This window comes from Terriglobia bacterium (assembly GCA_020072645.1).
Taxonomy (GTDB): Bacteria; Acidobacteriota; Terriglobia; order Terriglobales; family Acidobacteriaceae; genus Angelobacter.
Genome location: JAIQGK010000012.1, coordinates 608338 through 622740 on the forward strand (window position 1 = coordinate 608338; position 14403 = coordinate 622740).

14 protein-coding genes are annotated in these 14403 nt (G+C 55.1%); 8 read left to right on the forward strand and 6 right to left on the reverse strand.

Translation table 11 applies throughout. The annotated features are described in order from the left end of the window. Window positions 1–99 precede the first annotated feature (99 nt). Both LAO76_19215 and LAO76_19220 read right to left on the reverse strand, forming a co-directional pair. Window positions 100–468, reverse strand: coding sequence for a hypothetical protein (locus LAO76_19215; GenBank protein ID MBZ5493053.1), 369 nt, complete (start codon window positions 466–468; stop codon window positions 100–102). A 658-nt stretch (window positions 469–1126) separates the two neighbouring features. Then, complete coding sequence (locus tag LAO76_19220; protein ID MBZ5493054.1) at window positions 1127–1330, reverse strand: hypothetical protein; 204 nt, start codon at window positions 1328–1330, stop codon at window positions 1127–1129. 1611 nt (window positions 1331–2941) lie between these two features. Here LAO76_19220 and LAO76_19225 point away from each other — a divergent pair. The 3 genes from LAO76_19225 to LAO76_19235 all read left to right on the forward strand — a co-directional run bounded on the left by LAO76_19225 (window position 2942) and on the right by LAO76_19235 (window position 4909). After that, entirely contained in the window at window positions 2942–3298 is a 357-nt protein-coding gene (locus tag LAO76_19225; protein ID MBZ5493055.1) for a response regulator, read from the forward strand. Between the two features lie 95 nt (window positions 3299–3393). Further along, a complete protein-coding gene (locus tag LAO76_19230; protein MBZ5493056.1) occupies window positions 3394–4728 on the forward strand; it encodes an amidohydrolase family protein in 1335 nt (444 codons plus the stop codon). Between the two features lie 37 nt (window positions 4729–4765). After that, window positions 4766–4909, forward strand: coding sequence for a hypothetical protein (locus tag LAO76_19235; protein ID MBZ5493057.1), 144 nt, complete (start codon window positions 4766–4768; stop codon window positions 4907–4909). A 64-nt stretch (window positions 4910–4973) separates the two neighbouring features. Here the strand turns inward: LAO76_19235 and LAO76_19240 are convergent, their stop codons facing one another. Then, window positions 4974–6107, reverse strand: coding sequence for a lactonase family protein (locus LAO76_19240; GenBank protein MBZ5493058.1), 1134 nt, complete (start codon window positions 6105–6107; stop codon window positions 4974–4976). Between the two features lie 193 nt (window positions 6108–6300). Between LAO76_19240 and LAO76_19245 the strand changes: the two genes are divergently transcribed. Both LAO76_19245 and LAO76_19250 read left to right on the forward strand, forming a co-directional pair. After that, on the forward strand, window positions 6301–7137 hold the full coding sequence (locus LAO76_19245; protein ID MBZ5493059.1) for a 1-acyl-sn-glycerol-3-phosphate acyltransferase: 837 nt from the start codon (window positions 6301–6303) through the stop codon (window positions 7135–7137). Next, window positions 7134–7796 carry an alpha/beta fold hydrolase gene (locus tag LAO76_19250; protein ID MBZ5493060.1) on the forward strand — a complete coding sequence of 221 codons (663 nt, stop codon included), beginning with the start codon at window positions 7134–7136 and terminating at the stop codon, window positions 7794–7796. Before LAO76_19245 ends, LAO76_19250 begins: the two co-directional genes overlap by 4 nt. Window positions 7797–7818: 22 nt before the next feature. Here LAO76_19250 and LAO76_19255 read toward each other — a convergent pair whose 3' ends face one another. Both LAO76_19255 and arsS read right to left on the reverse strand, forming a co-directional pair. Then, the gene (locus LAO76_19255; protein ID MBZ5493061.1) at window positions 7819–9339 is read right to left on the reverse strand and encodes a mercuric reductase; all 1521 of its coding nucleotides are present in this window, start codon (window positions 9337–9339) and stop codon (window positions 7819–7821) included. Next, entirely contained in the window at window positions 9336–10334 is a 999-nt protein-coding gene (arsS, locus tag LAO76_19260; protein ID MBZ5493062.1) for an arsenosugar biosynthesis radical SAM protein ArsS, read from the reverse strand. The genes LAO76_19255 and arsS overlap by 4 nt, the downstream gene beginning before the upstream one ends. A 237-nt stretch (window positions 10335–10571) precedes the next feature. Between arsS and LAO76_19265 the strand changes: the two genes are divergently transcribed. Genes LAO76_19265 through LAO76_19275 form a run of 3 tightly spaced genes read left to right on the forward strand, consistent with a single transcriptional unit; the run spans window position 10572 to window position 13133 of the window. Continuing rightward, complete coding sequence (locus LAO76_19265) at window positions 10572–11501, forward strand: glycosyltransferase family 2 protein (protein ID MBZ5493063.1); 930 nt, start codon at window positions 10572–10574, stop codon at window positions 11499–11501. A gap of 59 nt (window positions 11502–11560) precedes the next feature. Then, complete coding sequence (locus LAO76_19270) at window positions 11561–12307, forward strand: acyltransferase (GenBank protein ID MBZ5493064.1); 747 nt, start codon at window positions 11561–11563, stop codon at window positions 12305–12307. Between the two features lie 10 nt (window positions 12308–12317). After that, complete coding sequence (locus tag LAO76_19275) at window positions 12318–13133, forward strand: sterol desaturase family protein (GenBank protein ID MBZ5493065.1); 816 nt, start codon at window positions 12318–12320, stop codon at window positions 13131–13133. On the opposite strand, the gene LAO76_19280 is transcribed toward LAO76_19275, so the two are convergent. Beyond that, window positions 13130–14368, reverse strand: a complete 1239-nt coding sequence (locus LAO76_19280; protein MBZ5493066.1) for an acyl-CoA dehydrogenase family protein — start codon at window positions 14366–14368, stop codon at window positions 13130–13132. The genes LAO76_19275 and LAO76_19280 overlap by 4 nt on opposite strands. Window positions 14369–14403 lie beyond the last annotated feature (35 nt).

Consider the following 14403-nt stretch of genomic DNA (forward strand, 5'->3'; position numbering starts at 1 on the left):
TGATCAGAAAAAATCCGACTTGGTAACTGTATGAGGCTGTAAAACCCACCCTCCGCAAAAGGCACGAAGGATGGGGAGAAGTTGTGACGCCGCCATAGGTCAGGCGTTGTGGGGCTGGCTGCGAATGAGCGGCCAGCGCTTGATTCGACGCCCATTGCCGGTCTTCCAGTCAGAGTACTCGGGTTCAAGGGTAAAGGTGGGCTCGATGACAAAGTTCATGCAGGTTTTATCCTGAAAGCGAACGGCAATGGAGTGATATTCACCGGTAGTAAAGAGTTCAATATAGTCCAGAGGCTTGCCCTGGGCTTCCTCAAAGCGGTGGAAGCGGCGACCGTTATAGCGGCGAATAGTGGTCTTGCCGCGCCGGGTGATGATGGGTTTGGGCAGGGAAGGAAACCGACGCCGTTTACGGGTTTTGCGAGCAGGTTGCGGACGGCGGGAAGAGCGTTTACTTTGAATACCAGCCATGTTGCCTCCTTCGGTAGGCGATTTGGTTAGGGCGGCGTTCGGTGTTGATAGCACCGGCGCTGCCCGTTTGTTGAAGCAATTAGCAATTGGCAAATAGCAATTGGCTCGTGGCAGATTGGTTCAGCGCATACAAACATATAGGCAAAAAGCGAAAGCGTGTAAAAAGTTTTATTCGTTTTTTTTGGCGCCTGTTGGGAAAAATGGCTGAAGAAAATTAAGTGGCGGGTTTAGGTTTTTGCGGGGAGGGAGGAAATCTTTTCTTACGTGAATGGTGCGCAGATTGTAGCTGACACTTGATCTTTCCATGGCTGCGGAGTCTTTTTTTCGAAAAAGACCAGATATCCTGCGGCAAGCGGCGTGGAATCCCACCCTTTGCGTCCGCGATCAGTCCTGTTTGGATGCGTTCTAATGTGGTGTCTCACAAATACCTTTTGCTTGCCCAAAAGATTATTCCGCGCAGCCGAGGGCGGCTGCGGTCCACAATGATTTGTTTATTGCATGCATTGTCGAGTTATTTCAGAGACACCACACTAGCAGGACGCAAAGGATGGGGCAGCCACGGGATGGTGAGTTCGAGAAGAAAGAGAAAAAGGCGGGCCATCAGGCAAGTCGGCCATGGAAGCGCGGGGCGGGAAGAGAATCTCCGCGGTTTGTTAGTTCATGCGGCAAAATCCTGATCGGTAAAATCCACGTCAACATTAATGGATTCGGCGGCAAGCATAGGCACAAACCTCACCTTGTCGCCACAGCGCCTGCATTCAGGCAAGACCATTCCAGCAGTTACGGTGACCAGATGCGGCATGCGGTGGGCATAGTGGTGGACCCGATAAACACCAGCGCGAGGAGCAACAACACCAGGCACAAAATGCGAAGATAAATCCAACCGACCCCCGTAAGGCGAACGGAAAATTGTAACAGAACGTTTTCTTAGATCGACCCGATCTACGCAATGGAGCGGTGTGGAATCCCACGCCTTTGGCGTCCGCGATCAGCCTGTTTGGATGCGTTCTAGTGTGGTGTCTCCCAAATATCTTTACAAAGAGTTGGCCCGATACTTGCGTGCCCAAAAGATTATTCCGCGCAGCCGAGGGCGGCTGCGGTCCGACAATGATTTGTTTATTGCATGCATTGTTCGAGTTATTTCAGAGACACCACACTAGCAGGACGCAAAGGATGGGGCAGCCAGGGAATGGTGAGTTCGAGAAGAAGGAGAAAAAGGTGGGCCACCCGTCCCGATGTGAACAACGCATCGAACCCAATTTTTAGCGCAGAGAAAGGCCCATTGACAGGCACGGTTTCAGCGTCTCACAATGTTGCCGTTAGAACTATGCCCAAACGAATACTCTCAGTCTCGTATGATGACGTCCTGCTGGCAACACGCAAGATGCTGTTGGAGCAGAAGGGATACAGCGTCATGTCCGCTCTTGGATTCAGAGAGGCAGTGGAAAATTGCCAGAATGACGCCTTCGATTTATTCGTACTTGGTCATTCAATACCCGAAAAAGATAAATTGCATTTGATAGGAGCGTTCCGGGGGAGCTGCCCTGCTCCAATTCTGTCCCTTGAGCGCATCGGGGAAAAGCAAGTGCCGTGCGACTTCCATGCTTCGCCTGATGATCCTGCGAAGTTTCTCCAAGTGGTGGATGACATTTTGGCAGGACGCGAAAAGCGCTCAGAGCAAAAATCGGGATCGCCGACGAATATCCGCACAGCCCGGCAACCAGATACTTCAAACTGAAGTCCGATACCGCAGCGGCTGAAGTTCAATGATTTTCCGCTGCTCCACCCCGTGAGCGATGATGGCAATTTTCTAAAGACGGCATAGATGCCGTGTGGCTAGCCTTTGAGGTTCTTTGGGAAGGGACGGAACCAAATAATCCGTTCTGTTTTTCGTTGACATACATGGCGAACAAAAGGTAGATTATAAAGAATCTTCTAGCTGTGAGCTACTGGCTTCTAGCTAAAGAGGTATTAATATCCGGTATCTGGGGCAAAGCGGGCTTAGGCAGTTGCGACCCTCTGCCGACCGAACAGTAAAAACGGAAAAAGAAGGCTGAAATTGGGCCTGATTCGACGGCCGAAAAACGCGAAAAAAGGCTTTCGACCGTTCGGTGACCGCTCGGTTGAATTGAGGTTGACCTTTGTTTTCAACAAAGCGCTATAGGGGGGTGGGGTCTATGGCTGAAGGATGCAGGCAGTGGGCTGTAACCAAAGGCGGGTTTTCCCGGGCCCCCGGTCATCGCCGTGATCGGACAGACTAAAGCTCACCACGGATCAAGACGGATAGGACTGGGTGCTTCCAGAGCAATTTGGACGGATGTACGATGGCGGACAAATCGGGCCTTAGTACGTTCGAAACCAGACATAAGCTGTTACACTTAAAAAAAGCTTTTGCCGCGGTCAGCCTGCCCTAGCCAAAAGAGCTATCCCAGACCCACTTAGCTGCTGAAGCCCGGAAGGGAAGCATCGGGCCATGTCGGGTCGGGAGAAACCCCGGATTCTGTGCGTTTCACGCTCCGCCTATCAACTGAGGGCGATGCGCGATGCTTTTCCCGGCAGGGAGTATGAGGTGATTGCGGCCTCAACCCCGGAACAGGCCGTGGCGGTATGCGTGAGCAACCACATTTCCGCAGTGGTGCTGGATTCCGAGTTATCGACTGAATCCGGCTGGTCTGCCGCGCGGACCTTGAAGATGGTTAATCCGCATCTGCGTGTGATGCTGCTTTTGAAAAGCGCAGACGGAACCGTACCCAGCGGAGTGGACGCCGTAGCGCCCAGCTATTCCCACATATTGCCCAAACTGAAAGATTTGCTGGATCCGCAGAAGTAATGGCCCCAATAGACGACGGGCGAAGACTGATGGTTATACAGGTTTCCTGTTAGGATTATCAGCTTCCCTGGAGGGTCTGGATGAGAGGTCTATCGATGAATCGAGTTGCGGCGTTGGCAGCCAGCTTGTTTCTGGTTTCACTTGCGGTTGGACAGGAACAAAAAGCTCCCATCAAGAACGTAGCCGCGGTTGCGACCCGTTATGTCCGCTGCGGAGCGCTGGTGCAACCGGAAAGCGGCAAGGTGCAGCGCAATGTGCTGATCACTATCCAGGGTGAGCGAATCCAGCAGGTGCAGGAAAATGCGCAGGCCCCGGCAGGCGGCCACGTGATTGATCTTTCTGACCACACATGCCTGCCCGGATTGATTGATACGCACACGCATACGCTGTTGCAGGGCGATATCACAGCCGCAGACTATGACGAGCAGTTGCTGAAGCAATCCACGGCGTACCGCGCGATTCTGGGGACACGCTCTGTGCGCCGCGCACTGGATTACGGCTTTACCACCATCCGCGACCTGGAAACCGAAGGCGCAGGTTATGCCGACGTGGATTTAAAGAAGGCCATCAACAATGGAATTATTCCCGGCCCGCGCATGAAAGTGGCCACGCGCGCCATGGATGTTACGGGCGCTTATCCGCTCTCAGGATATTCGCCGGAAATAACCGTCCCGCATGGCGTGCAGGTGGTGGATGGGCCCGAAGATGGCCGCAAAGCGGTGCGCGAGCAGATCAGCTATGGCGCGGACTGGATCAAGGTCTATTCTGACCGCAGTTATTTTGTGCGGCCGGACGGAGTGCTGGATGACATTCCAACTTTTACGCTCGACGAGCTACGGGCGATTGTGGACGAAGCGCATCGGCAACATCACAAGGTGGCGTCGCACGCCATGGCGCTCAATGGCGTACACAATTCGGTTGAGGCCGGCGTGGATTCCATTGAGCACGGAAACTACATCGCTGAAGCTGACCTGAAAACCATGGCGCAAAAAGGGATCTTTTACGTCCCCACGATTTATGTTGGCGAATACGTTGCCCAGGGACGCGCCGCTGCCGGAGCAAAAGTCTGGCTGGAGATGATCAAGATCCATGAAGATACTTTTCACCGCGCGCTGAACGCCGGAGTGAAGATTGCTTTTGGCACGGACGTAGGCGGCTTTGACTGGGGCATTGATCCGGCAGTGGAATTTCCTTACATGGTGAAGTACGGCATGACTCCGATCCAGGCTATCCGCTCCGCCACCACCAGCGCCGCGGAATTGCTGGGCATGCAAAATGATGTTGGCAGCATTGCCGTGGGAAAATATGCGGATTTAGTTGCGGTCAAGGGCGATCCGGTTGCGGATGTGGCGCTATTGCAGAAGATTGATTTTGTAATGAAGGGCGGCGAAGTGCACAAGGGGGCTGATTCTCGGTCGAACGGGCAATAAGACCAACCCAACAGCACTGGAACGAATCTTACAGGTTATGGTGCTCTGGATCATTCTCGGCATGGCATGGCTCGCCATACTTTTTGCCGGGGTAACCTTGTTCCGCCTTGCCGATTATGCGGACAGGAAAGTGCGTCGCCTTGCGGAGCGTCCGCGGCAACGCAAAAAGCAAGTCGCCTGAGCATCTCTCACCCTGAGTTTCAAGTCGTTGGCGCATCTCTTTGCGATTCGTTAGTTCGCTGACATTACTTGGTAGTAACGAGCCAAAGTGGCTGAATTGACTGGATAAAAGGCGAATTTGTAATCAGGCCCAAAGTGCCGTCAGAAGCCTTGATGCCAAAGGCGGAGATGCTGGAAGATCCTTGATTGGCGACATAAAGAAACGTGTTGGAAACGTCCACAGTCAGGAATGTCGGCTGCGGCAGTCCAATGGAACCGGTTGGTTGCACTAAAAAAGGCGAGCCGGCAACTTGCGTAAGCGCGCCGGAAGCGGCCTTGAAAGCGGAAACATCATTCGATCCCTGGTTCGCCGAATAGACGAATGAAGAAGTTCCGTCCACGGCCACAGCCACAGGTTTGGTTCCGGCAGAAACTGATCCAACCGCGGCCAGTGGTCCGCCGGCGACATTGAAGCTGGCAATTTTATTGTTGGCGGAATCGGCAGCGTAAAGGAACTGGCCCTTGGGATCAATGGCCAGCCCCGCAACGATCGCGCCTGCGCCCAGGGAGACCGGCGAGCCGGAAAGTTCTGTCAAAGCGCCGTTGGTTCCAATGGCAAAAGCTGAAATAGTGCCCGCTGCTCCGTTCGAAACGTACAAAAAGCCCTGCGTGGGAGAGATTGCCAGAAATTGCGGGCTTGGCGCCGCAAGCGTTGTAAATGAAGCTGGACTCAGCAGGCCTCGAGTCTGATCAATGTTGAAAACTGAAATTGAAGCGGAAATCGAAGGCGATGAACCCTGGTTCAACACGAACAGAAACTGGCCTCCGGAATTAACGGCAACTCCTATTGGATTGGAGCAGACGCCCGGGCCGCAAACCGGAGTAGGCGGCTGCGCGGTACCAATGGGCGCAAGCACGCCTGCGGTGTGGTCAACCGTAAAGCCGGAAACAGTGTTGGAAGTCTCATTTGGTACGTAAAGGAAATTCTTGGAAGGATGCAGCGCAATGGAAACAGGGCGCGGAACGGTAGAGAACGAGGACACCGCAAGTGGTGACAAATCACCGGTGGACTTTTCGCTGAAGCCGTGGATGGCATTGTCGCCCTGTCCAACAACGTATAGAAAAGCCAGAGTGGGCGCGGTGGAACTGCTGCTTGATCCCAGGCATCCGCTTAAAAGTAGGGCGATGAATAATAACGTTATGGTGAACAGTGCTTTCATTCGGTGCTTCCTCATCTTCTGGAAAATAAGAACGCCCACTGCCGCGCGCGGAATCATGTGTTCGAATCGGCGATGGCAAGCTGCGAATCAGTCTAGCAGTTTGCCGTTATTCTATCAGTTGCGTCGCGCTGGTCTCTCTGCCGCAACCCGCTGTTGGCGTGCCAGTGCATAGACCTTATCAGAACGCCTGCGCGTGGACTTTCTTGCGCAGATAGAGTTGACTTTGGATTGCCAGCAGGCCAGCATTTTGTTCATGGAAATTGCTCCCGCCGCATTGCCGAAGCGAATTGCACGCGTGATGGCGCGCGGCTGCGGCTTGCTCTGGGGAGTTTTCTGCTGCCTGGCGGAATATTTATTGCGACGCCTGGGCGGAAGATTATCAGAACAGGTTCGCATTGAGGTGCTGCATCGCTGGTCGCGCAGGACTCTTCCGCGCATGGGTATCCGCGTTGAAGTTGCAGGCGCCCCGCCTGGCGCGGGCTTGATTGCCAGCAATCATCTCAGCTATCTCGATATTCTGGTCTATAGCGCCGTTGCGCCGTGCGCTTTTGTGGCCAAGCGTGAAGTCCGCGCATGGCCCGCCGTTGGATGGATTGCCACACTCGCCGGAACCATTTATGTTGACCGTTCCCGCCGTAGTGAAACGCATACCATCCAGCCGGAAATACAATCGGCCCTCGCGCACGGTTTGCGGTTATTCCTTTTTCCTGAAGGCACCAGCTCAGATGGTTCGCGCGTGCTGCCGTTTCATTCTTCGCTTTTCCAGCCCGCGGTAGACTTACAGGTACCGGTTTCCGCCGCAAGCATTGAGTATGCCATCCCTGACGGTATTGCCGCCGCTGAAGCCTGCTATTTCGGGACTATGAAGCTGTTTCCTCATCTCTTGAATCTGCTGGGCAAGCATTCGGTAATCGCCAGGGCAAACTTTTCCGCCAACAGCTTTTTCTTTACTGACCGCAAGCAGGCGTCGCTCAAGATGCATGAAGAAGTTGAGCGTCTTCGATTCTCCAGCATGGAAGTTGCGCCATGAGCACATACCTCGAGTTCGCTGATTTGTCGGCTGACCCTCCCGTTCGCGGTTTTCTTCATGAGCCCTCGCAGACCAATGGCGATGCGCTGGTCCTTACGCACGGCGCTGGAGCAAACTGCCAGAGCAAATTGTTAATCGCCGTGGCCGATGCTTTTGCCGACGCTGGATATCTCGTGCTGCGTTGCGATCTGCCATTTCGCCAGTCGCGCCCTCATGGGCCGCCGTTTCCCGCCATGGCTGCGCGCGACCGTGAAGGACTGCGCCGTGCCGTGGATGTCTTGCGATCGAAAACGCAGGGACGCATCTTCCTCGGCGGACATTCCTACGGCGGTCGGCAAGGCAGCATGCTCGCCGCCGAGCATCAGCAACTCGCAGCGGGACTTCTTCTGCTCTCTTACCCCCTGCATCCGCCGCGCAAATCCGCAGAGCTGCGCACCGCGCACTTTCCTCAACTCAGAACGCCGTCATTATTTGTCCATGGCGGGCGAGATCCGTTTGGCTCGCACGATGAGATGAACGCCGCGCTCGCCTTGATCCCGGCGCAAACGATGCTGATGGAAATAGAAGGCGCAGGTCATGAGCTGCTGGGAAAGAAAAAGGATGAAAATCTCCCGTCCAGGATTGTTCAGGCGTTCCAGGGATTTTTTACAAAAGCTTAAGGAATTGTGAAATCGCGTTGTGCTAGCGCCGCCACTGAAATGTTTTTACCAGAGCTCGTTTCATCCATGGCTTCAGTCGGCCGCGCTGCGATGCGTCGCCCAACCGCTTGATGATCTCAGCTTCAGTGGGATAAGGATGGATCACTCCGCCCAACTGCCCCACTTTCATCTTGTGCTGAATGGCCATCACCAGTTCGCCGATGCTCTCTCCCGCATGACGGCTAATCAACGTGGCGCCCAGCAGCCTGCCGTCTTTCTTGCGCACATGGACGCGCGCGAAACCCTGCGTGTCGTTGTCCACCACGCCACGGTCATTGTCCTTGAAGGGGAGCTGAAATGTTTCCGTTTCCACTCCGCTCTTGCTCGCACCTTCCTGGTTCAATCCAACATGCGCGATTTCAGGATCGGTATATGTACACCACGGAATCACCAGGTCGCTGGCCCGTTTGTGCCCGAAGAACAGCGCGTTCTGCAGCGCGATTCTCCCCAGCGCTTCTGCCGCATGCGTAAAGTGAAATGGCGATCCAATGTCCCCGGCGGCGAATATGCTCTTGTTCGATGTGCGCAGATGGTCATCAACGGTCACGCCCTTGCCGTCATACTTCACGCCCGCAGCTTCCAGGTTCAGCCCTTCGATATTCGGTACGCGCCCCGCCGCCAGTAGGATCTCATCGCCTACCACTGTTTCGTTTTTCTGCCCGCGATTGACGATCAAAATCTTACCCACAGCCGACTTCTCAGCCCGCTCGACTTTCGCGCCCAGAATAAGCTCAATCCCTTCCTGCCGGAATTGTTGCTCCAACAGGGCGGCAACATCAGGATCCTCTTTTGGAAGCAGCCGCGAAACATCGCTCACCAGAGACACCTGGCTGCCCAGCCGCGCAAAAGCTTGCGCCAGTTCGCAGCCAATTGGTCCTCCGCCAATCACAATTAGCCGCCGCGGCAGCGCCGTGAGTGAAAACACAGTTTCATTTGTGAGATAACCTGCTTCCGTTAATCCCGGTATCGGCGGCACCGCTGCGCGCCCACCCACGGCGATGATCGCTTTCCTGAAGTCGAGCCGCTGCCCTTCCACTTCAAGCGAATGCCTTCCAGTGAAATGGCCATGACCGAGAAACATATCCACACCCAGTCGGGTAAAGCGCTGGACGGAATCATTCGGCGCAATCTCTGCGCGAACCCGGCGAACGCGCCGCATCACATCGGCAAACTCTACTGTTGGTGGTTGCGTCTCGATTCCGAACTCACGCGCCTCTGTTACCGCGTAGGCTGCACGCGCCGAGCGAATCAGCGCTTTCGATGGCACGCATCCATAGTTAAGGCAATCACCGCCCGTAAGCGCGCGTTCAATCAGTGCTACGCGCGCGCCCAGTATTGCCGCGCCAGCCGCCGCCACCAGCCCTGCCGTTCCGGCGCCGACAACAATCAGGTTGTAGCGGCCTGCCTGCTTGGGATTGGTCCAATTAGGCGGGTGCGCATTTTCAACCAGCTTCTTGTTGAATTCGTCGGCGGGGCTCACCTCAATTGCGTGAGGTGGCGTCATTGCAGGCTGCCTCCGCAACTGGAACCCGCGCCCGCGGTGCAGCCAAAGCAATGGCCGTCGGTGCTAATCGGTTTTTGCGCCAGCTCTGCGAAAGAATCAATTTCCCAGATGACTTTTCCGCCAGGTGTTTCCAGATCAAGCATCTGATTAAAGTCGCAATCGTAAATCCGGCCGTCCCATCCAATGCTTACCAGATCGCGGCACATCAAACCTTCCACGGTCGCGGGATTGAAGTGGTTTGTGAGAAGAGCCATATACGCTTCATGTTTTCCTTCGCGGAAAAGAAATTCCGCAAAGCGTTTGATCGGCATGTTGGTAATGGTGAACAGCCGGTCAAACTCGATTGCAAAATTCTCGCGTAGCTGCGTCTTGTAATCGTCTTCCAGCTTTTGCTGGGGTGGCGGCAGGGAAGCTCCCAGGGGGTTATATACCAGATTCAGCGTCAGCCCCTGTCCGCGTCCATAACCGGTTGCATTCAGCAGCCGCAACGCGCGGATACTCTTCTCAAACGCGCCTTTACCGCGCTGCTGGTCAACATTGCTTTCCGTATAGCAAGGCAGGCTTGCAGTGATCTCAACTTGATTGGCTGCCAGAAACTCCGCCAGCGTCTCCTGCCCCGGCTCAAAAAGGACCGTGAGATTGCAGCGATCGATCACCTGTTTTCCCATCTGCCGCGACTCGCGCACCAACCAGCGGAAATTTGCATTCAGTTCCGGTGCGCCGCCCGTGATGTCAACGGTGTGGATCGAAGGCGTTGCCGCCAGCAGTGCAATGACGCGTTCCGCAACGTTGGCTGGCATGATCTCTGTCCGCTTGGGGCCGGCTTCCACGTGGCAGTGGTGGCAAGCCTGGTTGCAGAGCTTGCCCACGTTGATTTGCAGCGTCGAAACCTCGCGCCGCTTGAGTTCGCCCAGGCCGTGTTGCCGAAGCGTGCCGTGAAAGTCAGCCGCCGAAGTGCGGTTCAAAATCGGCAGCAACGTGGTTTTCTCAGCCATCCGGCAAACCCTTTCATTCGCTAGAATATACTGTAACCATACAGGCGAAGCGTGTTCCAGCGAACATCTCTTTCCCGATTTGTTAGATGTTAAACTAGCGGCTTTCATTGGCGCTGCTTTTTGGTTCCACATTGGCAAAATGGGTGTAGGGAAATGCTTTTAAATTAATTCTGCGATCATGACCTGGTGGATTGGGAGCGCCTGTCTTTGCCGGAAGAACTTCGACCCACGAAACACATGGAAAAAACGCCACGCCGTCAGCCCAAAGTCAGCATCATTATCCTTACGTGGAATAGCTATGACGTTACCCGCGACTGTCTGCTTTCCCTCAGGAAGATTGACTATCCCGCTTTTGAAGTGGTGCTGGTGGACAACGGCTCTGTCGATGGCTCCGGCAAAAAGCTGGCCCAGGACTTTCCCGATGTAAGAGTCATCCTGAATGACAAGAACCTGGGATTTACCGGCGGCAACAATGTCGCCATGCGTGACGTTCTGACCCGCGGAACGGACTACCTGCTGCTGCTGAATAATGACACGATTGTTGCGCCGAATTTTCTCACCGAGCTAGTCAAAGTAGCGGAGAGCGATGAACGCATCGGCATGGTGAACCCCAAGATTTACTACTTCGAGCCTGCGGATAAAATCTGGTACGCTGGCGGCGAGTATGTTCCCTGGAAAACTTTTCCTATCCATGTTGGGTTGCGTGAGAGTGACGTTGGCAGCTATGACCAGACAAAGGAAGTTTCTTTTGTTTCCGGATGCGCGCTTCTGGTGAGGGCTGAAGCTGTGCGGAAAGTCGGTTTGCTGGATGAGATCTTTTTCATGGGTTATGAAGATGTGGATTGGTCGGTGCGAACCCTGCGCGCGGGATACAAGGCCATGTATGCGCCTGCATCGATTGTGTGGCACCGTGATTCCTACGTTACAAAGCAGAGCATGGGATTTGCCAAGCGGGATTTTTACAGCATGAGAAACGCCGTCCTGTGCGCGCGCAAGTATCTGCCTCGCCATCAGCTGCCTTTGTTCGCTTTTTCCATGACTAAATATGTAGGCTACGTCACGCTCAGGTCTCTCTTTCAGGCGGATTTCAAGCGGGCAGCAGGTCTCTATCGCGGGCTGTGGAACGGCTGCTGGACCACCATTCCGGAGAAACTTCCCCCGTTATAATGCTCTGGTCAAATTCGGGAAGGGTGGAATTTACAAGCTCCGTTCGGTTCTGGTCTCCCATGAGCGACTTTCTCTATAAATCCGTGGAATCGTTCGGGAGCAAAATAAAAGGACGGCCATTCCATCTGGATCGAAGTATTCCACTCTCCTTATTGCTGGGATTGATGCTCCGGCGCGCCATCTGGCTGATGCGCGGCGTCTTCAAACTTCTATTTCTGCAGCGTCGCGTCGCAACTGTATTTATGGCCAAAGGCGTCAATCTCCGTGGCGCGTCGCTCATTCGTTTTGGCAAAGGCGTGACTCTGGAGCGCGGCGTCATCATTGACGGTCTCATGCGCAAAGGTGTTGTGCTGGGTGACAACGTGAAGATTGGCGCTTACTCGGTGATCGTGGGCGCGCCCGCATCCAACCTCGGTGAAGGCATCAGCATGGGAGCCAATTCCGCCGTCGATGCTTATTCCTTCCTCGGCAGCTCCGGGTTCATCTCCATCGGCGAAAACGTGATCATGGGCCAGCACGTGGGATTTCATCCGGAAAACCACAACTTTGATCGGACTGATATTCCGATTCGCGAGCAGGGCACCACGCGCGTGGGCATCATTATTGAAGACGATGTCTGGGTGGGGTCGAACGCAATTTTTCTCGATGGCGCGCATGTGGGCAAAGGATGCGTGATAGGCGCGGGCAGTGTGGTGCGCGGCAACATTCCACCGTATTCGATAGCGGTAGGCGTGCCGGCAAAAGTTGTGCGTTCCAGAATGCCCGGAGAACAAGTCCCGCATTCGGGCGCGACCGGAGCGGATTGAGGCCGCTGCAATGAAAAATTTCTTTCGCGTGGCGCTGAGTCTTGGAGTGCTCGCCGGTCTTGTGCTGCTGGAATGCAAGCGCCCGTTGCGACGCGATCGTGAATCCAAACTTCGCCGCAATACCCGCAACCTGGCCGTTGCCGCGCTAGGCGCGCTCACCGTGCAACTTCTGGAAGCGCCCGCCGTCCAGCCTCTGGCGCGATCGGTGGAGAAAAGAAGGCTAGGTCTGCTGAAGCAGGTGCACCTGCCACGACCACTTGAGATTGTCACCGCTGTTCTGCTGATGGATTACACGCTCTATCTCTGGCACGTGCTCACGCACCGTGTTCCATTCTTGTGGCGATTTCATGCAGTCCATCACGTTGATCTGGATCTGGACGCGTCCACCGCGCTCCGATTCCACTTCGGCGAACTCGCGGTTTCGATGCCGTATCGCGCCGCGCAAGTTCTGCTGATCGGCGTTGATACTGAAGCGCTCAGTTACTGGCAGCTGTTTCTTTCGCTATCAATCCTGTTTCACCATTCCAATGTCCGTCTGCCTCGCCGATTGGAATCTGCGCTGAGCTGGTTTCTGGTTACGCCGCGCATGCACGGCATTCATCATTCGAATGAACCGGACGAAGCCAATACCAACTGGTCAAGCGGCCTGGCGTGCTGGGACCGTATTCATCGCACTTTTCGGCTCGATGTGCCGCAGGAAGAGATAACCATCGGCGTGAAAGGGATTGATACAGAAGACCGCGTGCGGCTGCCGGAAATTCTTACTCAGCCATTTCGCAACATCCCTGAAGTCGAAGCTTTCTTGCGAGCCCCTGAAGCGGACTAGTCGCTCGCGTTTGCCACGCCGGCTTTTACCACGCGCGGAGAGCCCTTCTGCAACTCATGTTTCGCCAGGGATTCAAGATGGACTTCGTCGGGGCCGTCCGCCAGACGCAGAGTCCTTACGTTGGCCCATGCGCCCGCCAGGAACGTATCCTGTGAAACGCCTGCCCCTCCATGCGCCTGAATCGCGCGATCCAGCACACGCAAAGTCACGTTGGGAGCCAGGACTTTAATCATTGCGATTTCCGCCCGTGCTTCCTTGTTGCCCACGGTATCCATCATGTAGGCAGCTTTCAAGGTGAGCAGTCGCGCCTGCTCAATCTCCATGCGGGATTGCGCAATGTCCGCCCGCAGCGTGCCTTGTTCCGCCAGCGGCTTGCCAAATGCCACGCGCATTTTCACGCGTTGGCACATCGTTTCCAGCGCGCGCTCCGCTACCCCGATGCAGCGCATGCAATGATGAATGCGCCCCGGCCCCAGTCGGCCCTGGGCAATCTCAAAGCCGCGTCCTTCGCCCAGCAGCATGTTTGTTACCGGAATGCGAACATTCTCAAAATTTACTTCACCGTGCCCGTGCGGCGCGTGATCGTAACCAAACACGGTCAGCATCCGCTCAATCTTCACTCCCGGCGCGTCCATGGGCACCAGCACCATGGATTGCTGCTGATGTTTCCTGGCCGTTGGATCGGTTTTGCCCATAAAGATCGCAATCTTGCAGCGCGGATCGCCCGCTCCAGATGACCACCACTTGCGGCCATTCAAAACGTATTCATTGCCTTCACGCCGAATGCTGGCCTGAATGTTTGTCGCGTCTGACGAAGCGACAGCCGGCTCTGTCATGGCGAAGCAAGACCGTATCTCTCCCGCCAGCAGCGGCTTCAGCCAGCGTTCTTTTTGTTCGGGCGTTCCGTAGCGTGCCAGCACTTCCATGTTGCCGGTATCGGGCGCGGAACAATTGAACACTTCCGGCGCAAGAATGCTGCGGCCCATGATTTCGCATAGCGGGGCGTATTCCAGATTGGTAAGCCCTGCGCCCTGGTCGTCATCGGGCAGAAACAAATTCCACAACCCGGCGGCGCGTGCCTTGGGCTTCAGTTCCTCAATTATCTTGGTTGGGGCCCAGCGGTCATTCTCAATTTCCTGGTAGAAGCGCTTCTCGTTCGGATAAATATGCTCTTCCATGAAAGCGCGTAAACGCTGCTGCAAGGATTTGACTTTGTCGGTGTAATCAAAATTCATATTGGCGGTCCTTAAGCGCGGCTTGGGCTTCTATA